Below are 17,328 nucleotides of genomic sequence, written 5' to 3'. Positions count from 1 at the left end.
TTTTATCATATATAGTGCTAAAAAGTATACTATGCGGTAAAATAGGGTGAGGAGGTGACATGAATGCCAAACTTAGGAGAGAAATCTTTTAACTGTGAAAAGGAATTGACACTTTCAGTAATTGGTGGCAAATGGAAATTGTTAATTTTGTGGCATCTAGCAAAGGAAGGAACTAAACGATTTGGTGAATTAAAGGCCCTTCTACCGGGTATTACTCAAAGAATGCTTGTTAATCAATTACGCGAACTTGAAGATCATTTAATTGTACATCGTGAAGTTTATCCTGTGGTTCCACCTAAAGTTGAATATTCATTAACTGAACAAGGAGAAAAACTTTTACCTGTTTTAGAGGCTATGTACGACTGGGGCAGAGATTACATTAAGAATGTATTGGAAAAGGAAGCCGAGGATAAATCTGCTGTTAAATAGATATGCGGCAACACAATAACACGGTAAACCATTTCGCCCCCTAAACCAACCGGTGTAAAAGAAAGCGAAATAAGTACAACAAATACAAATGCCAGGTAACTAGACCTGGCTTTTTATTTTGAACTCCCAAGCATTTTCATTACTAGTTTTTTAGGGAGTTCATAATGAGCGATTAATACAAGCAAATATAAATCAAATAACCAAATATTTGAGCTCATATCATAATCCTCTTTATTTATTTTCTTTTCGAATTCATTCATCAAACCTATTAATAAAGCACAAACAAGAAAATATAGATATTGTGTTAATGCATAAATCCAATCTTCTTGAGTTCCTCCTATTGCAGCAATCCCTGAAAATACAGATACTACGAAGAACCATATACTCAATAATATGGATATAACTAGAATAACAAACCGAACAAACCCAAAAATATATAAGGCGAGCGTTTTTATTTTTATCACCACCATCTGTAAATATATTTCGGAAAAAGCCTATACATTCCACATTTTTTTACCTTTATAGGATGTACTTTTATTACTCTCTACAATTTACTCATAAAATCATGAATCTCTTTTTTCCCTCGTAAAATGACCACAGTTTTATCCTTTGCTAATCGGTTAAGCCGTTCCTGCATTTTATGTATTCTTGGTTTATAGGTCGTCCAGATGAATTTGATAAACTCCCAATCTAATTTTTCAGTGCAGCCAAGGTCTGGACGCTTTTTTCCAATGTGTGTTAGATAGCGTTTGAGTACCTGGTAGAGGCACCTATATCTTGGTAGTTCCAGATAGATAATGGTATCGGCTTGCTCCGCACGAAGGTCGAAGGTTTTGCTATAATTGCCATCGATAATCCAACTGTCATTCTTGAGAATCTCCTCTTGGGCTTGTGTAAATTCTGCAAGTGAAGCCTCCACCCATCCTGGTTTCCAAAAGTAGCTGTCTAAATGGAACACTTCAATTCCCGTTTTATTTCCTAACTTTTGAGCAAATGTCGATTTTCCAACGCCAGCCGATATTCCGATGACCATGATTTTTTTCATGCAAACCCTCGCTTTTTTAGTATTTTCGACCCATTCTTTCATGCTATAATTTTACTAGTTAATTAGATTTATAATAAGGGGTAAGTTACGTGTATCATTTCATTGCAAATTTGCTAAAAGGCATCCTTACAACTACAGGTGGAATTAAGGTTTTTAACAAGGAACAGCTGCCAAAGGACGGCGCTTATGTTGTTGCTTGTACGCATACAGGTTATATCGATATTTTGTGGCTTGGTGTTTCACTACTCCCTCGACAAATACATTATATGGCAAAAAAGGAATTGTTCACAAACAAATTTATCGGTGGATTTTTAACAAAGTTAAACGCCTTCCCAGTGGATCGTGATAACCCTGGTCCGAGTGTGTTGAAAATTCCATCAAGATTGCTTTCAAAAGGGGAAATCGTAGGAATCTTTCCAAGTGGAACACGTACGAACGAGCAATCTGCGCTTAAACAAGGAGCGATTACAATTGCACAGCGCAGCAAGGTACCTGTCGTTCCCGCAGTATATATTGGGCCAAATACGATTGGTGAATTGATTAAGTTTAAAAAGGCAAAGCTCATTTTCGGTGAACCCATGTATATCGCCTCTCCAGATATGGATGCAAAGCAAGCACGTGAGCATTTCACCCATGAATTGGAGAGAAGATTGGGATTGCTTCGAGAAGATTTAAATAAGAAAAAGTGAGTTGGAAAACGTTTAGACAAATGTGAACTGCACCTCCTCCAATGGGGTGCAGTTCACACAGATGCCAAGCATTTTTTTATAGTTGAAATCTTTCTTTGATCATTTTGGCTACTTCTGCAGCGCTTAAATGTGTATTGTCAATTTTGATGTAGTTATCGAATGTGATTTCACCATCAAATGAATTCAAGCGATGTTTTTCCATTGTCTTTTTCATGTCATTTTCTGACCATTCGATATCGCGTTTTTTAGGTTTATGTTCGAGGCGGTTCGGTGTTTTATTCCTTTTGAATCTCTCCTCCAAGTCAGCTTCGAGTTCGACATAATAAACAGTTGCCCCTCTTGATTCAAAAAGCTCAGATAAATCTTTTACATACTCCCAATCTGATTCCATATCGAACATCCAGACAAACGTAAAAATCATGCCATCTAAATCGCTCTTTGATACTTCTTCAAAAATCTCCTGACGAAACAATTTTACTAATCGTTTCCCCTCTTTTGTACTATAATCGAAAAAATGACTGACTAAATCAATCGTCATGTGATTATGAAACAGCTTTAAATCTGTTATTTTCGCTAGTTCCTGTCCTACCGTCATTTTGCCAACCGCTTGAGGTCCAAAAAGATGAATAAATTTCATAGCGTTTCCCCTTTTCTTTTCAAATATTTTAACATAATTTTACAAAAATTCACTTACTATTTTTCTAGTTCGTAACCTTTTCACATGAATTTTCGCCAAATAAGATGAGGTGAGAATATGAGACGGATTGTTTTACTTTTTAGCTTTTTCACTTTATTGCTTGCAAGTTGTGGAACAGGTGGGCAAAATGGCAATCGTGCCGAAACAACTATTACTGGCTACATTCTTGAAGTCGGAGATCGAATCCTGGTCAATGAACAGATTACGGGAGATGAATTTGATACAAAAACGGATCAAGAAATTTATGACGAGTACTATTATTCAAGTATTTTTTTCAGCGTCAGTTCTGTCGACAAGTCAGTTATTTCTAAGCTCGAGGTTGGGCAAAAAGTAAAAATTGTAGTTGATGGCGAGATTGCAGAGTCTGCGCCAGCTCAGGCAAAAGCCAGTAAAATTGAGATTGTAGAGGTGTGAATGCTGCGACTTTTTGGGTCGCAGCATTTTTAATGATCTGTGCTTATGTATGAGTCATAAATCTTCCAATCTAAACTGCCTTTTCCTCTGAAAAGTACATTTTTTTCGTTGGCTGTGATACGAGGATGATCACAAAAACAGCAAGCACCACGCTAATAATAGATAATGTAACAATCGTGTATCGTAACGGCAGAAGGTCGCCCATTATCCCTATAAATAATAGGAAAACAACGGACACTGCACTTTGTAGGACACTTACGATACTTGTGACACGACCCATGATTTCAACAGGTACATTGTTTTGATAAAAGGTGGTAAAACCTGTATTTGAAAAGGCAAAAAAGAAGCCTAATATAATAAAACCAGTCGCCGCCATTGCAAAGGAAGTTGATAGGGAGTAGATGAAATAACCAGCTGCAAGCATAAAGAGTCCCGTTCCGATAAGGGCGCGGATCGATAAAAATCTTGAAATAAAAATGACCAATAACCCTCCGGCGGCATAGCCAACCCCAGTCACGCTCATTAGTAAGCTATACTCCACTTCAGTGAGACCAATCACCCTTTGTGTAAACACAACCTCCTGTGAATCCATAGCCATGGTAAAAATATCAAATATGATAAAGCTGGAATAGATGGTCATCACAAATACTGCCTCTTTACCAAATCGGATGACCACGCGCCAATCTTCTAGTAAATTCTTTAATTGAAGCTTTTCCGTTGTGTCATTTTGGCTACTATCAATATTCGGCAAAAATGCGATGAGAATGGCAGAAATAACAAAGGAAATGGCATTACTATAGATGGCAATTTCAAGACTACCAATTATCAGAAGCACACCCGCAATCGCTGGTCCTGTAATAAACGCCCCAGAGGAAACCAGGCTTCTAATCGAATTAAAGGTCTTCCGCTGTTCCTTTGGAATGAGGGCAGTTATATAGGTAGTTGATGTCGGATTAAAAAAGGATTTAGCAACACTGATTACAAATAACAATGCATAAATCATCCACACACTTGGAAGTAGTGGGATGATGGCGACTGCAATGGCACGAACAATATCCGTGATGATCATGATTTTCTTTTTATTTGAACGGTCAATGATGCTCCCAGACCACCCGTTTACAAGGATTGATGTAATAGGACCAACAACCCATAATGCAGCAACTGCCGCGGCCGAGCCCGTCATTTTTAAAACAAGTAGATTAATAGCAACAAGATAAATAAAATCCCCCAAAGAGGATAATCCCAACCCTGTTAATAGCAATGCAGGGGACTTCCACTCTTTCATTAACGGCTTCATTCGATACCCTCATTTTCAAAATATTTCCTCTCCTTTGAATATTACATGAAAAGCTGTATGAAAAGAAGTCCAAACTTGAATCCTACCACCATATAAATTACGATAAAGATATTCGTCCATAGGGAGTGAGTAAAATGGCTAGTGTGTATGATTTTGAAGTAACCATGCCAAATGGTGAAAGAAAAGCGTTAAAGGAATATGAAGGAAAACCTCTGATTATTGTCAATACAGCAAGTAAATGTGGGTTTACGCCCCAGTTTAAGGGGCTGCAGGAGCTTTATGATAAATATCAAGATAACGGTTTAGTTGTTCTTGGGTTCCCATCTGCACAGTTTGGAAATCAAGAGTTTGAAAATGTTGATGAAACAACTTCATTTTGCGAAATCAATTATGGTGTAAAATTTCCTATGTTTGCAAAAATTGATGTTAATGGTGAGAATGCCGATCCATTGTTTGAATATCTAAAAGAACAACAAAAAGGTGTTTTATCGAAAGCGATAAAATGGAATTTCACCAAGTTTTTAGTAGACCGTGATGGCCAAGTTGTGGGCCGCTATGCCCCACAAACTGAGCCTGAGAAAATTGAGGAAGACCTTAAAAAAATACTATAAATACTCTTTGATCTTTTTCCACTCTTGGAGCTTGCCTTCAAGAGTTTTGTTGTATTTGCCGGGAACTGGGCTTGTAGACGAAAGTTTAATAACCTCAAGTCCTGGAAAGCGATTAAGCCCCATGTATTTTTGATAGCTTTTATAGGCTTTTGTGCCATTACATACAATTAGGCGAAGGTTTGGGTGATTTTTTACAAAAGACTCAATCTCATTCGGTTCTTCACTTTTAATATTCGAATCCAAACTTCCCTCACGATAGCAGCTATATAGTACGTCCCAAAGAGCAATGTTTTTGTCTTTTATAAATGCAATCTTATCCTCGTACTCTGTTCGCTCGTGACTATCAAAAAGCTGAAACATGATTTTCCAAAAATGATTTCGTTTGTTGCCGTAGTATTCCTGTTTCCTTAGTGACTCCACACTTGGCATCGAACCGAGGATTAATACTTTCGGATCATCTCCAACTACAGGACCTAGACCAAAAATTCTCTCCACAAATATCACCTTTTCTGATATGTTTAATTTAATAATAGGACGAGGTATCGCTATGAAACAATCAATTGTAATCGAAGCACCCATTATAAAAGTATTTGACTGTATTGCGAAGGCCAATTTGCGGGAAAAATGGTTTCCGAACGTGACTTCTATCCATTATTCTAACCTCGAGCATGAATCTCATCCTGGTGCGAGCTTTCAACTTACAGCCGTGGAAGAAAAAGTACAGGTTACATTACAGGGTAGAAATAAGGAAATTACTCTCCCATCGTTCTTCGCGTTTGAACTTGAATCACAAACCTATAGGATGACTTTCTCTTATCGTTTGCAGCAGCAGGCCAATCATACAGTGATTGAGCAAGAGTTTGAAACAAGGTATTACCGACCTGTTATGAATGTGATTGATAAGTTATTTAAAAGTTCAGCCAAACAAACTGGTGAATTAGTTCTTAACAGTTTAAAAGAGTTCTGTGAAGCTAGGGTAAGACCTGAATAGGTCTACCTAGCTTTTTTTCTTATATAGATTAATATTTATTCAAATGTATTTTATAGGCTCTGAATGAGAGAAAGATGGAAATCAACAATGTACAAAAAAGGACCGTTAAGAACCCACTCAGAATGAGATGCTCAGGAAGTAACACACAAAATAACATAACTAATCCTCCAATAATCAAAGGAAAAGAAAAAGGGCGTATGACAATGTTCCAAACTTGGTGAGTGGATTTAGTTAGTTCTGAGGATGTTGGCAGTTCTAGTTGAAATCTCGGAAGTGTATTCGCTGTAGTGATAAGGACAATACCTATTATTAATGGGACTAATAGGATTAGATTAATTTCCAAACCTGTCACCGATAATACCAATCCTACATGAAGGATGGTCAATAGTAGTGATAATGCCAAGAATATATTTTCAAACCCTTTTTTAAATCGAAAATAGGATCCTTGGGATTTAATCAACTTAGGCAGTATGAGCAGGTTGCTATTAACAATGATCATGGTTATCGGAATGCTAAATAAAATGACTTCAGGTGGGCCGTATATTGTATTTTCTACAGGATTGGTAGAAAATATAAATATACTGATCCCAAATGAAAATAGAGTCAAAACAACAATAAAAATTTTATTTATCATATATTCTCCTCCTTTTTATTTGAATGGAACTGAATGATCCATTTCAGGACTTCTTGAAATACCGTTGAATTTAAAGAATAGTAAACATACTGCCCCCTTTTTATCGCAAATACTAATTCAGCATTTTTCAAGACAGATAAGTGCTGAGAAATACCCGCTTTACTCATTTCAAAATGTTGAGCAATTTCTCCGGCCGTCAAATCCCCATTTTTCAAAAGGTCTAAGATTTTTCTTCTATGCTCATCAGATAATGCTTTAAACAAATCATTGATGGCCACTTATACTACCTCCATCATCAATATTTAAGTAATTACTTAACTACTTAAATTATAACTAAATGGATTTAATTGTCAATAGGAATAAATATTCCCTGAACAAATAATTTATTTCATGTAGATAGATTGCAGGAATATCGACTGTTTAACTGCTTGGAAAGTGTTTATGGCCATTGATTATTGAAGTAATTATATGCAAAGAGTCCCACTCACCCTCTGATACAAATGTGATTGGGTATTTTCTTCGGAAAATCTTTTGGTCAATTTCTACAAGGTCTAGGCCATTTTCATATAGATATGTAACTTCGCCGCAAAGATTTTCAAGGTAGTCTACCTTTTGTTGCATCTTTCGTTTTCCATCTGGTATGTAGCCAGCATGACAGCAAAACATGGGACCGAAGTCATGGGTAAGAACCTTCCGAATTGAAGCCATGATTTGAGGAATTGATTCAGACCTCATGATTACTTTTGTTTTTGGAGCTACAAACAAATCACCTGTGAACAGGGTGCCTGTTTCTTTATTCAATAAAGCAATATGGTCCTCTGCATGGCCTGGTGTCTGTAACACTTTCCATTCTTTTTTCCTAGATTGTATGGTGTCTGAGATAGGTAGTGGTTTGAATGGCTCTCGTTTGCCCCAAATTTCGTGGCGATATTTCGGGTAAGGTGCGAATTGTGAACATATGTCGATACCAAGAGGCGAAATATAAATAGGTATGTTTAGGTTTTCTTGGATCCACGGTGCTGTACCAGTATGGTCTTCATGACTATGCGTTAATGCAACAACATCAAATGAAGCCTCTTTTATAAAAGGAATAATTTGAGTCTCATAGCTTTTAGCTCCTGTATCAACCAGCATTCCATCGGTTACAAATAAAAAGAGGTTGGGCATATTCGGAACCTCTAATTCAACACAAGTAACATTTTCCCGATCGTATACTTCCACCACTTGATTCACACTCCCTATTAAATCAAATCTAACGTATTCTTTATTAATAAAGAGAACGTGGACTTTCAGACATCGTATTTGCAAGAATGATATATACCAGTATGTTCGCAGGTGGTAATAGAATGAAGATTAGTCTAACAGCAAAAGAAGATATGCCGAAAAATTCAGCAATACCTCCACAAACACCCGTTATTGACCGGTCTTTTGCAGATTTTCTTAGTTTTTGGTTCAAGCAAACTCCCCCTCTCAGAAAAAATGGCACCTCATCTTACTTTACAAGCGCCAACTAGTGTAAATATTTGAAACTTAAACCTAAGTAGATCAATAACGAAAAGACCGCAAATCCTGAAAAAAATAACACTTTACTGAGTTTTGACCAATCTTTCATCCAACCCCATCGCTTCTTATCTACACCAAACCAAAAGTAGTCTACCAAGATGGCTAATACGAAAATAAAAATGGCAATAAAAGGATTCACTTAGATAGCCTCCAATTACTTATATCTTATTAATAAACAATATAATGCGCACCTTCACTAAAGAAATCCACAATCCAGATGATTCCCATGAATAGGATCCAGATTAGAAATGGAATGATTAGGCTTTTAAAAGCTTGGCTCCATTTGTATCTGCCCTTCTTTTTTCCTAAAATACGGTCTGTTACAAAAAACAGGATGGCTGCACCAAGACTAACCCATTGGAGCACGAAACCAAATAAAAGATGAAAGACGGCTGACAAATATGGTTCCATTCGTATACTTTTTTTCGTAATGAGTCCTGAGAGGAAGTCGCTAATGATGGATGTTACCGTTCCGTATACGAAGATGACTGGAAAGCTGTACATGAGGTAGAATGGCACGGTTTTTGTAAAACCCCAAATATATTCTTTTATAGAGTTGATTTCACTCCCAAATGAACCTGGAAAAAGTAAGCTAAGCAAGATGGCAAAAAGGGAGCCGGAGATTGATGCGGTTAGCAGCTTTCTAGGTAATACATGTTTGATAAATGTCAAAGTTATTACACCCCTAGTAAAATCAGCTTTGTTTTGATTTTAACACAGTAATCCCCACTAATAGAACAATACCTATTCCAAAGATGACCCAAAAATAGGAGCTTGTGAGGACATTCTTGATATGAGATGGAGCGTCGTGGACGTAAACCGCTTTTACGTACAGTGCCTCTTCTGTTTCTACAGCAATTGCCTCGATGATGGGGACACCTTGTATCTTATAATATCGTGTACCGATCTCATAATAGTTTGATGCATTTCCATAATAGTCCCCACTATACTCATCCGCGTTGGTTTCCACCTTACCTATCGCTTTTCCTAACTTCGTTTGATTGAGTAGCACTTCTTCCTTTACCTCGTATACTTTTCCATCATGAACGACAAAGAAATACGCCCAACTAAGAGCGTTAGCAGAGATTGAATGAATCAATAAAAATAAGATTGTCATACAAAGAGTTTTTTTCATCTATTTTCTCCCTCAAGTCAAAACCCCTAAATAATACAAAACAAAATACATTCCAAAACACAAGATTGAGCCCACTAGAAATGGACTAATTTTTAAAGTCATTTTCTCGTGCTGTGGTTTGTAGCTTCCCAAGAACATATCAAAAATGGCTTTTTGACTATTTTTCGAGAACACATCACCAGTCGAACTCATTAAAAATGCAAAAATCATGAAAATGCATGAACCAAGAAACATCGTGTTCACGAGGTTTGTATCAAAAAACAGCGATATACCGAAAAGCAAGCCTAATTCTAGTACCACCACTACTAACACAAAAATCATATATTTTTTCAAGGAACTCACTCCCTTCTTTATATATGTACGCATAACGTTTACAGAAGTTTCAGTTTATTTTCAGCATAAATAAACGCTGACCCATGGCAGGGGTCAACGCTTGCAAGATACTCACTTATCCTTAGAAGAATGAAACTTAACATCTAAACAAAATCTTCCTTCAATGGAGCCTTGGTTGATACGAGATACGTTTATTCGATCCGCATGATCAATCGTACCTGAACTTGTATTTCCAGGAGGAACATTGAAAAAGAGAAAAGAACCATCTTTTCTGTACGCACGGACTCTAATTGTGTCGGTACTTGTTGGGCTATTGTATAGTGACAGAGATACCGTTGCGTTTTTTTTATGGTATACTTCCCAAATATCTAAATTTGTAACTTGGTTGTTCAACTGTATGTTTCCACATATATTTCCATTTTCTTTTTCATTTTCTCTAACTTCGTTTTTCTTATTTTTACTTTTCTTTTTCTTAGACAATTTTCTACACACCTCTTCCAAACACGTTTTCTTTATCATATGTGTATAAAAGTCTAATGGCTTGGACGAATAACTTAAGGTATTAGACCAAATTGGGAGATTTATATAGTAGAAATGCCTTTATCTAGAAATGATTCACAGGTCCCTTGTCCCACTTTTTATTACCTACTCTTTCTCTTTTTTCATTTCTTCTACGATATACCTTGCTCCCAAAATCGTACAAAGAATAACGGTAAAAATCAGAGTTACTAATAGTGCGTGAGTTTGTAGATGGTAGGACGATTCAACGGATGAATAGCCAATATTGGACATGATTGGAGCTACAATGAATACACTAATAACAAATAGGGCGAACGTTGCAAAAAGTGAAACTCCAAGTGTTTTCATGGAAATTCTCCTTTCACCTCAAAGTGGTTTATCTATATATATGAATTTCGAACTTAATCAATAATTCCAAAGTCGCTCGAAGGTGATTTGATTTACTGAATTTAAGAGATATACATCCGGATTGCTAAGGGTTGCCCATTGCTCGAATCCGAAATTCTTATCGAAATGATTTAAAAGCAATGACAATAGACCTCCATGTGTCACTATGATTGTATTCTCAGCATCACTTTTCAGAACTTCATCGACTACCTCAATGATTCGGTTTACTGCTTCTCGACTGGATTCTCCACCTTCATATTTCAGATCATAGTTCATATATGTTTCTCTTAATTTATCATACCAATCTGGCATATTCCTTGTGCTTAAAACACGTTCTGATAGTTGATGGTTCATTTCGATAACAATTTCACGTTTACTTGCTAGTGGTTGAATTGTTTGGATGGCCCGTTTGAACGGACTTGAAATGATTCGATCTACTTTTCGTTTTTCAAAAAAGGCAGCTAAATCTATTGCTTGTTTTATGCCTTTATCTGTTAGAGGCGCTTCAGGTTCCTGCCCTTCAGCCTCACAATGCCTGATCATAAATATGTTTTTCATATAGTCCTCCTTATTACGAAATCGGTTCTTCTACTTCTCTAACGAGCATCCACTTACCATCTGTTAGTTGCCAAGTTTCAATCGTGAAAAAGCTTGCTATTACCTTTTCATCTTTTTCAATTAACAGTTCATAAAAAACGGCTGCATTCTCAGGATTCTTCAACCGAATGATACGGTTATTAAATTTCTTTTGAGCTCCAAGCAGTTGATTAACCGATTCCCGCATCCCCTTTATCGCTTCTTCCCTGCTAAATAGCATTGGTTTTTCATGAGAACCATTAAAAAACGTAACGTAATAGTCTTCATGCATTCGTTCAAGTGCAGAAGTATCCCCCGTTTTCATTGCTTTGTTCCAATCTACGATATATTCATCATGCATCTTGGTAAATTCGGCTAAGCGATTTTCTATTGTCAACTCATTCACTCCTCTTTTTAGGGATTTTCCTTTTTATGTTAAATTCCACAAAAAAGGTGTGAATCCTGCTTGGATAATCACACCTTAGCTTCCATTTATAAAATCTTGGACATATAATACTCATCCACAAACTCACCATCAATTAAGAGGGAATCTCTCTTCGTTCCTTCGATTTCAAAACCCATTTTTTGATACAAAGCTAACCCCGCCACGTTTCGAGTCACAACGGTTAATTCCAGACGATGGATTTTGTGCATTAACGCCCACTTCTCCAGTTCATCAAACAATTTTGTGCCTACACCTTTGCCTCTAGAATCCTTCAAGATACCGACAACAATATACACAGAATGCTTGTTTCTCCGGGCATTGCCACCGATCGCCATTAAGAATCCGATTAATTGGCTTTTTTCTTCGGCAACGAAAATCGCAGAGTTATCATCCGAACCGAATCTTTCTATCATTTTTCGTTGCTGGTCGGGATTTGACTTCCTTTCCCCTGCCTCCCAAAGCATGAATTCAGAAGTCATTTCAACTTGTTGTGTAAGATACCCAAAATTTTCCGCATCTGAAAGTGTGATTTCTCTAACTAGCAAACTACTTCCCTCCCATATCTACATTGATTCATAATGCTTTTCCATGATCACATAGACTTTTCCACCTTTTACAAAGCTAAAATTGGTTTCTTGCAAACCAAATTTTTTATAAAAATCCACCTTATTCTTTCTGGCATTACACCATATTCTTTTCAATCCGCGATTCTTTGCTTCCTTTAATACGTAGTCCAACAAAGAGCTCCCACACCCATTGCCTTGCTCTTCTTGGAGAGTCGCAAACTTTCGAAATTGGGCTTCTTCATTCTTAATAAAAAGAGAGACAACTGAAGTCAGCATGTTATCTTTAAAAAGTCCAAAATGAATTCCTACATCATCATCTTCTAATTTTATATAGTCAAAGTCTTTATCAGGCCACATAACTTTATGCCTTACTTCCCAAGCTTGTTCTTTATCGATTCTCGTAATTATGGTCGCCATAATCCTCACCCTCATTAATTAACCTTACACTTATTTTAACCTTTTAAATTCAGCTTTGCTTATTGTTTCTCCAGTAAGTTCAAATACTATTTCCTTATTGCTGCCTAAATCAAAGGTTTCTTTTTGATTTAACGGAATTCGATCACCATTATCTTCTATGTGGTTATCCGTTAAAATAAAAACCGTCATTACACCTTCCCCCTCTAAATGGAAGTTACCCTCGAGGAATTCAAACAAAAGTTCATCTCCTTTTTCTAATTTAGATCCGTCCGCATTTATCGTACCTTGTGTATGATTACTTATGTCTAATTCCAGACCATAAATTTCAAAATCTGCATTGTTTTTTACTCTAATGATCATATTATTTTCATTTGGCACAATCGGGGTTCCAGAATTTTCTGTACATGCTGATAAAAATAGAAGAAGAAATAGCAATAATGGTACTCGTTTTTTCATGTTACCATCTCCTTTTTATAAAGTATGACTAGTATTAATCCTAGTGGAGTTTCTCCCTTTAACCTGCTTCAATGTCGCCACGATAAGAAAGCTCACAATCACTAATAGAACCCATGAACTCACCTTACCTAAATGAACAAGACTCCAGGCTTTGGTTTGGTTGGGATATTCCCAAGCTCCAAAAAAGGTTGCGATATTTTCAGCTATCCAGATAAAAAATCCGATTAACATAAAAGAAAGGGCGATCGGCATCCGGTAAAGCGTTCCATTAATCTCGTATGTGACCCATGATTTCCAAAAAACAATTATGACAAGCCCCGCTAGATACCAACGAACGTCAATCCAAAAATGATGAGTGAAAAAGTTCAAATAAATCGCAGATGCAAGGGCGACAACTAGCCAAAATGGTGGCCACTTTACGAGGTCCACATTAAGCCTTCGCCACGCCTGGCAAAGATAACTCGCCACACTTGCATACATGAACCCGCTATATAATGGCACGCCGAAAATTTTGAAATACCCTTCCTCTGGATAGGACCATGAGCCCATATGTGTCTTGAAGAGTTCAAGAGCAAGCCCGATTAAGTGAAACAATGTGATCACCTTTAGTTCATCCCGTGTTTCAAGGCCCGACCGTACCATCCACCACTGCATCACAAGACAGATGATTAGAAGCCAATCATACCGTGGCAGAAATGGAAGAGGTATGATTTTCGTAAGAGCCAAAGAGGCAAAAATAACCACAGGAAACAAACAAGAAAGGGCCTGCTCCCAACCAAAACGAAAAAGCTGTTCCAACGCTCTCATGATCCTAACCTCCATTTTGGGACAAGGGACCTGTCCCTGTGTCCCACCCGACTTGAATTATTTTCTAGTTGATTATAAAATATAATTTATTGTTTTTCAATAAAAAGTTATTGTTTTAGTTATTTATTTTATTGTTTTATAAAATATCTATGTTTTTTTCTGCAAAAATATAAAAAACATTCCTCATAAGAAATGCTTTTATCCATAGGTTCATAAACTATTCTTCTTGTAAGATACTCTTCGTATAAAGGATGTAATCTGTAAAATAACCATTGACTTCTTAAAACAAGATAGAATAAGGTGGTACCGGAATCATATTCCAGTACCACCTCATGAAGAGAGACTAAATATAAATGTTCTTATTGGAAATCTTCTGAAGCCAGGCTCCATTCAAGTTTATTAGGTTCTGCTTTTCCACCCAGCAGAATTTTATATGTTTCTGATTCCCGAGCATCAAATATAAGTTCACCAGTTATGGAATCACCTCCAGCCAAATCCCCTGCAATTTGTTTTCCAAAACTGAACTCTTTGCCAGCTGTTACTGTGTTCCAGTTGACAATATCATCTACAAAGATTTTAAATGGCAATACTTTTTCTAGATTTGTGGTCTCTGATGCTCTACTCGTTATCGTCACATTTGCAACGACATATGTACCCCTTAAAGCCGTCTCTCCATCTCCACCTGCTTCTTTCTTCACACTATTTATCGTTACTTCAAAATCTCCACCTTTGGTTGTGTAAAGACCGGTTTCACCAATTGATAGAATACCATCTTCGCTGATTCCGTCACCTCCTGTTTCAGAACTTCCACCCCCACCACAAGCGCTGACGAACAATACCAATACCAGTAGTACCGACCAAAGACTAAATTTTTTCATTTTATAACCCCCTTTTTTATATTTTAAAATTGTCAATTTTCAGAATAATTATATCAAAAGTCACCCATAAATTAAAGACTTATTATAAAAATAACGGTTGTACTTGCACTAATGGAGGCGAATTAGTATGTTACTAAACTTATTATTTCATTTTGGATGCACTAAAATAATTTACTCGTAAATACGGCTATTAGTATGATGATTCCCGCTCCTTGTCCGAAGCTGGAACTGCTTCAGACACAAGACGGCTTTTTGAGCTCGGCCTTGTCTGAAGTTCGCAGTGCTTCAGACACTACCTTGCTTTTTCGACTTGGCCGTGTCCGAAGTCGAACAGATAAGATGAAAAAAAACAAGTCACCTTCTACTATTATTTTAGAACTGGTTCAACCAAGGGGATTCTGCTGAAATCCACGACATCGTCCCCGTCATAAATGAATCGATGTTCGTAGTTCGTCTCATCTTGTAAAACTTCTCGCAAATAATATTTTAAATTTGCTAAGCCTACGTTTTTCGGATGCATGATCCAGGATATGTCTTTCCAATCCAAAATGCCTTCATCGGTTTTAAGTGGTGTAGGATAGTGATAGGACTCAGACAGCTCTGCAACATATACGTACATTCCGTCAAAATAAGAATGAGTTGGATCCGTCCATGTGATGTTTCCTTTATGCTGAACGTTTCGAGGATCCATCTCAATTCCCGTTTCCTCTCGTATCTCTCGAATGATACATTCAAAGGGGTTCTCGCCTTCCTCTAATTTGCCGCCAACACCATTCCAAATTCCCATCCACTCAGGGGATTCGCGATTAAGAAGTAGGATTTTATTCCCTTGCTTAATAAAACAAATTGTATATGAAAACATTTCAATTCCTCCGTTAAACAATTCTTTTCTAATTAATTCTTAATTTCGGTGGTATATTGTGTGAGATTTCTCCTGCTAATTCTATCTATTATTTTTTTACCTCGAACAAGAACCCGTTATTACTTGGTTTCTATTTTCATATTAGAAGTGCGTCCAGAACTAGCTTTCTTGATTCAGCACTCATTCCAGATATGTCCTATCCATCTTCCCTATAGTTTTGTGTATGCAAATCCCTCATCTTTCACATATGCAAAACCTGTCTCGTCCAATGCGTTGAAAATAGAAACATAGTTTGCGCCTATTTGAAACCCAATGCCGTGCAATATGCCTGGCGATGCCTCAATGATCTCGACTTCTTCAATTTTCTTTCCAATCATTGAGGTCACATTTTCAACTATGTTTTTTTGCCACTCTAGCTGTAAATTCTGACTTCCGTACCAGTCTAAACGTTCGTTCATATCTATTTCATCCCAGGTAACAGAAACACAATCTTTAAAAGTACAAAACTCTAGTTGTATTCCTCCGATAACTAAAATAACCGGACAGTCAGACCAAAACTCACCATCATTTGCATTATGTACAGTTATAATTGCCTCAAGTGGCGAGCCTTTTAATCTCCGTAACCCTTCTCCATGCTCTTTTATAAACTCATTATAATTCGAATAGAAAATTGGTTCATAATTTTTTATCCCAAACATAATCAACCTTCATCCTTTTTAAGTGACGTACAAAAACTCCTTAATGTGTGAAGTCTGCCCGTTAACATAAATAACTCATTGTAGTTTCTCTCGATGTATTCCTCAATCACATCCAAGCCCTTTTGAACATCATCAACTAATAAGATTGTGTACTTTTCATTCCACGAAAATCGGTTGATTCTTCTAAGTTCGGATGCGTTTAGTTGAAACTTAAATTCTTCAATTAGTAGCTTCACTTGGTACCATTTATCCGGATTTTCGATGTAGGTTTTATGTTTATTTTCATAGTTTTCTTGAACGAAGTGAATAAAACCATCAATTTGTTCAGCCAGCATCGTCGCGATTCTCATCTCGTAACTCATTTTGCCATCTCCCCTCAGATACATGACTTAGAAACAGGAGGACTACATACCTCAATATATGTTTCTATTATACAATCATGAAGGGCGAACAATAAATGAAATCCAGACATTAAAATTTAGTTACAAAAATCGACCGCCTACCATTAGCGATCGATTTCGTTGTTCACTATTCTTCTTTGGCTTGTAAAAATTCCTTCCACGCCGTAATTCCACCCTCTAAAACAGCAACATTGTATTCTTGATTTGAAAGGATGTTTGCACATTTAGTAGCAGAATTTCCTGTTGTGCACGTTACGACTATCTCTTGATTCTTTGGTAAGGACTTAACCGCATCATTCTTGTTTTCTTCTGATTTAAAAATTTCCTCTTTATGAATGTTTTGACTCTCAATATTTGGGCCTTCAATATGAAAGTCATTGTACTTGTCCTCTGCTCTTACGTCTAAAAGGACAACCTTACCCTGAGTATTCATTTTCTGAAATAATTCCTCAGGTGTAATCTTTTTAAGGGGCATTTT

General features: G+C 36.9%; 30 protein-coding genes. 5 read left to right on the top strand and 25 right to left on the bottom strand.

Going from position 1 to position 17,328, the window contains the following annotated elements:
- The first annotated feature begins 63 nt into the window (after positions 1 to 63).
- Complete coding sequence (locus ACFSFW_RS07575; RefSeq protein WP_388036783.1) at positions 64 to 429, top strand: winged helix-turn-helix transcriptional regulator; 366 nt, start codon at positions 64 to 66, stop codon at positions 427 to 429.
- A gap of 544 nt (positions 430 to 973) precedes the next feature.
- On the opposite strand, the gene ACFSFW_RS07570 is transcribed toward ACFSFW_RS07575, so the two are convergent.
- On the bottom strand, positions 974 to 1,474 hold the full coding sequence (locus ACFSFW_RS07570; RefSeq protein WP_388036781.1) for a P-loop NTPase family protein: 501 nt from the start codon (positions 1,472 to 1,474) through the stop codon (positions 974 to 976).
- An 89-nt stretch (positions 1,475 to 1,563) separates the two neighbouring features.
- On the opposite strand from ACFSFW_RS07570, the gene ACFSFW_RS07565 reads away from it, so the two are divergent.
- On the top strand, positions 1,564 to 2,163 hold the full coding sequence (locus tag ACFSFW_RS07565; protein WP_388036779.1) for a lysophospholipid acyltransferase family protein: 600 nt from the start codon (positions 1,564 to 1,566) through the stop codon (positions 2,161 to 2,163).
- Positions 2,164 to 2,239: 76 nt separating this feature from the next.
- On the opposite strand, the gene ACFSFW_RS07560 is transcribed toward ACFSFW_RS07565, so the two are convergent.
- The gene (locus ACFSFW_RS07560; RefSeq protein WP_388036776.1) at positions 2,240 to 2,800 is read right to left on the bottom strand and encodes an ATP-binding protein; all 561 of its coding nucleotides are present in this window, start codon (positions 2,798 to 2,800) and stop codon (positions 2,240 to 2,242) included.
- A gap of 117 nt (positions 2,801 to 2,917) precedes the next feature.
- On the opposite strand from ACFSFW_RS07560, the gene ACFSFW_RS07555 reads away from it, so the two are divergent.
- A complete protein-coding gene (locus tag ACFSFW_RS07555; RefSeq protein WP_304216428.1) occupies positions 2,918 to 3,274 on the top strand; it encodes a DUF3221 domain-containing protein in 357 nt (118 codons plus the stop codon).
- Positions 3,275 to 3,344: 70 nt separating this feature from the next.
- Here the strand turns inward: ACFSFW_RS07555 and ACFSFW_RS07550 are convergent, their stop codons facing one another.
- Entirely contained in the window at positions 3,345 to 4,571 is a 1,227-nt protein-coding gene (locus ACFSFW_RS07550; protein WP_388036773.1) for an MFS transporter, read from the bottom strand.
- A 134-nt stretch (positions 4,572 to 4,705) separates the two neighbouring features.
- Here ACFSFW_RS07550 and ACFSFW_RS07545 point away from each other — a divergent pair, with 134 nt between their 5' ends.
- Positions 4,706 to 5,182: a glutathione peroxidase gene (locus tag ACFSFW_RS07545; RefSeq protein ID WP_099361466.1), complete on the top strand. Its 477-nt coding sequence runs from the start codon at positions 4,706 to 4,708 to the stop codon at positions 5,180 to 5,182.
- Here ACFSFW_RS07545 and ACFSFW_RS07540 read toward each other — a convergent pair.
- Positions 5,177 to 5,677, bottom strand: coding sequence for a DNA-deoxyinosine glycosylase (locus tag ACFSFW_RS07540; RefSeq protein WP_388036769.1), 501 nt, complete (start codon positions 5,675 to 5,677; stop codon positions 5,177 to 5,179). The genes ACFSFW_RS07545 and ACFSFW_RS07540 overlap by 6 nt on opposite strands.
- Positions 5,678 to 5,729: 52 nt before the next feature.
- Between ACFSFW_RS07540 and ACFSFW_RS07535 the strand changes: the two genes are divergently transcribed.
- Positions 5,730 to 6,173, top strand: coding sequence for an SRPBCC family protein (locus ACFSFW_RS07535; RefSeq protein WP_388036766.1), 444 nt, complete (start codon positions 5,730 to 5,732; stop codon positions 6,171 to 6,173).
- 28 nt (positions 6,174 to 6,201) lie between these two features.
- Here ACFSFW_RS07535 and ACFSFW_RS07530 read toward each other — a convergent pair whose 3' ends face one another.
- From ACFSFW_RS07530 to ACFSFW_RS07430, 21 genes are all read right to left on the bottom strand, one after another.
- Positions 6,202 to 6,807, bottom strand: coding sequence for a hypothetical protein (locus ACFSFW_RS07530; protein WP_388036763.1), 606 nt, complete (start codon positions 6,805 to 6,807; stop codon positions 6,202 to 6,204).
- On the bottom strand, positions 6,804 to 7,079 hold the full coding sequence (locus ACFSFW_RS07525; protein ID WP_388037418.1) for an autorepressor SdpR family transcription factor: 276 nt from the start codon (positions 7,077 to 7,079) through the stop codon (positions 6,804 to 6,806). Before ACFSFW_RS07525 ends, ACFSFW_RS07530 begins: the two co-directional genes overlap by 4 nt.
- A gap of 148 nt (positions 7,080 to 7,227) precedes the next feature.
- Complete coding sequence (locus ACFSFW_RS07520; RefSeq protein WP_388036760.1) at positions 7,228 to 8,031, bottom strand: MBL fold metallo-hydrolase; 804 nt, start codon at positions 8,029 to 8,031, stop codon at positions 7,228 to 7,230.
- Positions 8,032 to 8,074: 43 nt separating this feature from the next.
- Complete coding sequence (locus ACFSFW_RS07515) at positions 8,075 to 8,263, bottom strand: PspC domain-containing protein (RefSeq protein WP_388036757.1); 189 nt, start codon at positions 8,261 to 8,263, stop codon at positions 8,075 to 8,077.
- Between the two features lie 54 nt (positions 8,264 to 8,317).
- On the bottom strand, positions 8,318 to 8,509 hold the full coding sequence (locus tag ACFSFW_RS07510; protein WP_388036755.1) for a hypothetical protein: 192 nt from the start codon (positions 8,507 to 8,509) through the stop codon (positions 8,318 to 8,320).
- A gap of 29 nt (positions 8,510 to 8,538) precedes the next feature.
- Positions 8,539 to 9,042, bottom strand: coding sequence for a hypothetical protein (locus ACFSFW_RS07505; protein ID WP_388036752.1), 504 nt, complete (start codon positions 9,040 to 9,042; stop codon positions 8,539 to 8,541).
- A gap of 22 nt (positions 9,043 to 9,064) precedes the next feature.
- Positions 9,065 to 9,505, bottom strand: a complete 441-nt coding sequence (locus ACFSFW_RS07500) for a hypothetical protein (protein WP_388036749.1) — start codon at positions 9,503 to 9,505, stop codon at positions 9,065 to 9,067.
- Between the two features lie 12 nt (positions 9,506 to 9,517).
- Positions 9,518 to 9,838 carry a hypothetical protein gene (locus ACFSFW_RS07495; protein WP_388036747.1) on the bottom strand — a complete coding sequence of 107 codons (321 nt, stop codon included), beginning with the start codon at positions 9,836 to 9,838 and terminating at the stop codon, positions 9,518 to 9,520.
- A 111-nt stretch (positions 9,839 to 9,949) separates the two neighbouring features.
- Complete coding sequence (locus tag ACFSFW_RS07490; protein ID WP_388036744.1) at positions 9,950 to 10,318, bottom strand: S-Ena type endospore appendage; 369 nt, start codon at positions 10,316 to 10,318, stop codon at positions 9,950 to 9,952.
- Positions 10,319 to 10,483: 165 nt separating this feature from the next.
- A complete protein-coding gene (locus ACFSFW_RS07485) occupies positions 10,484 to 10,705 on the bottom strand; it encodes a hypothetical protein (protein WP_388036741.1) in 222 nt (73 codons plus the stop codon).
- Positions 10,706 to 10,762: 57 nt separating this feature from the next.
- Positions 10,763 to 11,302 (bottom strand): histidine phosphatase family protein, encoded by a 540-nt coding sequence (locus ACFSFW_RS07480; protein WP_388036738.1) that lies wholly within the window; start codon positions 11,300 to 11,302, stop codon positions 10,763 to 10,765.
- A 13-nt stretch (positions 11,303 to 11,315) separates the two neighbouring features.
- Complete coding sequence (locus ACFSFW_RS07475) at positions 11,316 to 11,726, bottom strand: DUF4440 domain-containing protein (RefSeq protein ID WP_388036735.1); 411 nt, start codon at positions 11,724 to 11,726, stop codon at positions 11,316 to 11,318.
- A gap of 86 nt (positions 11,727 to 11,812) precedes the next feature.
- Positions 11,813 to 12,310, bottom strand: coding sequence for a GNAT family N-acetyltransferase (locus ACFSFW_RS07470; RefSeq protein WP_388036732.1), 498 nt, complete (start codon positions 12,308 to 12,310; stop codon positions 11,813 to 11,815).
- An 18-nt stretch (positions 12,311 to 12,328) separates the two neighbouring features.
- The gene (locus ACFSFW_RS07465) at positions 12,329 to 12,748 is read right to left on the bottom strand and encodes a GNAT family N-acetyltransferase (RefSeq protein WP_388036729.1); all 420 of its coding nucleotides are present in this window, start codon (positions 12,746 to 12,748) and stop codon (positions 12,329 to 12,331) included.
- Positions 12,749 to 12,778: 30 nt separating this feature from the next.
- Positions 12,779 to 13,204, bottom strand: a complete 426-nt coding sequence (locus ACFSFW_RS07460) for a hypothetical protein (RefSeq protein ID WP_388036726.1) — start codon at positions 13,202 to 13,204, stop codon at positions 12,779 to 12,781.
- 15 nt (positions 13,205 to 13,219) lie between these two features.
- Positions 13,220 to 14,011, bottom strand: a complete 792-nt coding sequence (locus tag ACFSFW_RS07455) for a DUF817 domain-containing protein (protein ID WP_388036723.1) — start codon at positions 14,009 to 14,011, stop codon at positions 13,220 to 13,222.
- A 359-nt stretch (positions 14,012 to 14,370) separates the two neighbouring features.
- On the bottom strand, positions 14,371 to 14,889 hold the full coding sequence (locus tag ACFSFW_RS07450; protein WP_388036720.1) for a DUF4352 domain-containing protein: 519 nt from the start codon (positions 14,887 to 14,889) through the stop codon (positions 14,371 to 14,373).
- A 367-nt stretch (positions 14,890 to 15,256) separates the two neighbouring features.
- Entirely contained in the window at positions 15,257 to 15,751 is a 495-nt protein-coding gene (locus tag ACFSFW_RS07445) for an NUDIX hydrolase (protein ID WP_388036718.1), read from the bottom strand.
- A 209-nt stretch (positions 15,752 to 15,960) separates the two neighbouring features.
- A complete protein-coding gene (locus ACFSFW_RS07440) occupies positions 15,961 to 16,449 on the bottom strand; it encodes a hypothetical protein (RefSeq protein WP_388036715.1) in 489 nt (162 codons plus the stop codon).
- 2 nt (positions 16,450 to 16,451) lie between these two features.
- Positions 16,452 to 16,811 carry a hypothetical protein gene (locus tag ACFSFW_RS07435; protein ID WP_388036712.1) on the bottom strand — a complete coding sequence of 120 codons (360 nt, stop codon included), beginning with the start codon at positions 16,809 to 16,811 and terminating at the stop codon, positions 16,452 to 16,454.
- Between the two features lie 166 nt (positions 16,812 to 16,977).
- Positions 16,978 to 17,325 carry a rhodanese-like domain-containing protein gene (locus ACFSFW_RS07430; RefSeq protein ID WP_099355666.1) on the bottom strand — a complete coding sequence of 116 codons (348 nt, stop codon included), beginning with the start codon at positions 17,323 to 17,325 and terminating at the stop codon, positions 16,978 to 16,980.
- Between the last annotated feature and the right edge of the window lie 3 nt (positions 17,326 to 17,328).

The organism is Ferdinandcohnia salidurans, from assembly GCF_042680725.1.
In the GTDB taxonomy this organism is placed as follows: domain Bacteria; phylum Bacillota; class Bacilli; order Bacillales; family Bacillaceae_L; genus Ferdinandcohnia; species Ferdinandcohnia salidurans.
The sequence above is the reverse complement of the archived record's forward strand: the minus strand, read 5'-3'. Positions and strand labels throughout refer to the sequence as shown.

What these genes read in the sequence shown, in the direction of transcription:
- ACFSFW_RS07435 (WP_388036712.1), bottom strand. Translation starts at nt 16,811, where the DNA reads ATGAGTTACGAGATGAGAATCGCGACGATGCTGGCTGAACAAATTGAT.
- ACFSFW_RS07480 (WP_388036738.1), bottom strand. Translation starts at nt 11,302, where the DNA reads ATGAAAAACATATTTATGATCAGGCATTGTGAGGCTGAAGGGCAGGAA.
- ACFSFW_RS07560 (WP_388036776.1), bottom strand. Translation starts at nt 2,800, where the DNA reads ATGAAATTTATTCATCTTTTTGGACCTCAAGCGGTTGGCAAAATGACG.
- ACFSFW_RS07455 (WP_388036723.1), bottom strand. Translation starts at nt 14,011, where the DNA reads ATGAGAGCGTTGGAACAGCTTTTTCGTTTTGGTTGGGAGCAGGCCCTT.
- ACFSFW_RS07460 (WP_388036726.1), bottom strand. Translation starts at nt 13,204, where the DNA reads ATGAAAAAACGAGTACCATTATTGCTATTTCTTCTTCTATTTTTATCA.
- ACFSFW_RS07465 (WP_388036729.1), bottom strand. Translation starts at nt 12,748, where the DNA reads ATGGCGACCATAATTACGAGAATCGATAAAGAACAAGCTTGGGAAGTA.
- ACFSFW_RS07535 (WP_388036766.1), top strand. Translation starts at nt 5,730, where the DNA reads ATGAAACAATCAATTGTAATCGAAGCACCCATTATAAAAGTATTTGAC.
- ACFSFW_RS07555 (WP_304216428.1), top strand. Translation starts at nt 2,918, where the DNA reads ATGAGACGGATTGTTTTACTTTTTAGCTTTTTCACTTTATTGCTTGCA.
- ACFSFW_RS07545 (WP_099361466.1), top strand. Translation starts at nt 4,706, where the DNA reads ATGGCTAGTGTGTATGATTTTGAAGTAACCATGCCAAATGGTGAAAGA.
- ACFSFW_RS07430 (WP_099355666.1), bottom strand. Translation starts at nt 17,325, where the DNA reads ATGCCCCTTAAAAAGATTACACCTGAGGAATTATTTCAGAAAATGAAT.
- ACFSFW_RS07450 (WP_388036720.1), bottom strand. Translation starts at nt 14,889, where the DNA reads ATGAAAAAATTTAGTCTTTGGTCGGTACTACTGGTATTGGTATTGTTC.
- ACFSFW_RS07575 (WP_388036783.1), top strand. Translation starts at nt 64, where the DNA reads ATGCCAAACTTAGGAGAGAAATCTTTTAACTGTGAAAAGGAATTGACA.
- ACFSFW_RS07550 (WP_388036773.1), bottom strand. Translation starts at nt 4,571, where the DNA reads ATGAAGCCGTTAATGAAAGAGTGGAAGTCCCCTGCATTGCTATTAACA.
- ACFSFW_RS07530 (WP_388036763.1), bottom strand. Translation starts at nt 6,807, where the DNA reads ATGATAAATAAAATTTTTATTGTTGTTTTGACTCTATTTTCATTTGGG.
- ACFSFW_RS07485 (WP_388036741.1), bottom strand. Translation starts at nt 10,705, where the DNA reads ATGAAAACACTTGGAGTTTCACTTTTTGCAACGTTCGCCCTATTTGTT.
- ACFSFW_RS07570 (WP_388036781.1), bottom strand. Translation starts at nt 1,474, where the DNA reads ATGAAAAAAATCATGGTCATCGGAATATCGGCTGGCGTTGGAAAATCG.
- ACFSFW_RS07440 (WP_388036715.1), bottom strand. Translation starts at nt 16,449, where the DNA reads ATGTTTGGGATAAAAAATTATGAACCAATTTTCTATTCGAATTATAAT.
- ACFSFW_RS07445 (WP_388036718.1), bottom strand. Translation starts at nt 15,751, where the DNA reads ATGTTTTCATATACAATTTGTTTTATTAAGCAAGGGAATAAAATCCTA.
- ACFSFW_RS07500 (WP_388036749.1), bottom strand. Translation starts at nt 9,505, where the DNA reads ATGAAAAAAACTCTTTGTATGACAATCTTATTTTTATTGATTCATTCA.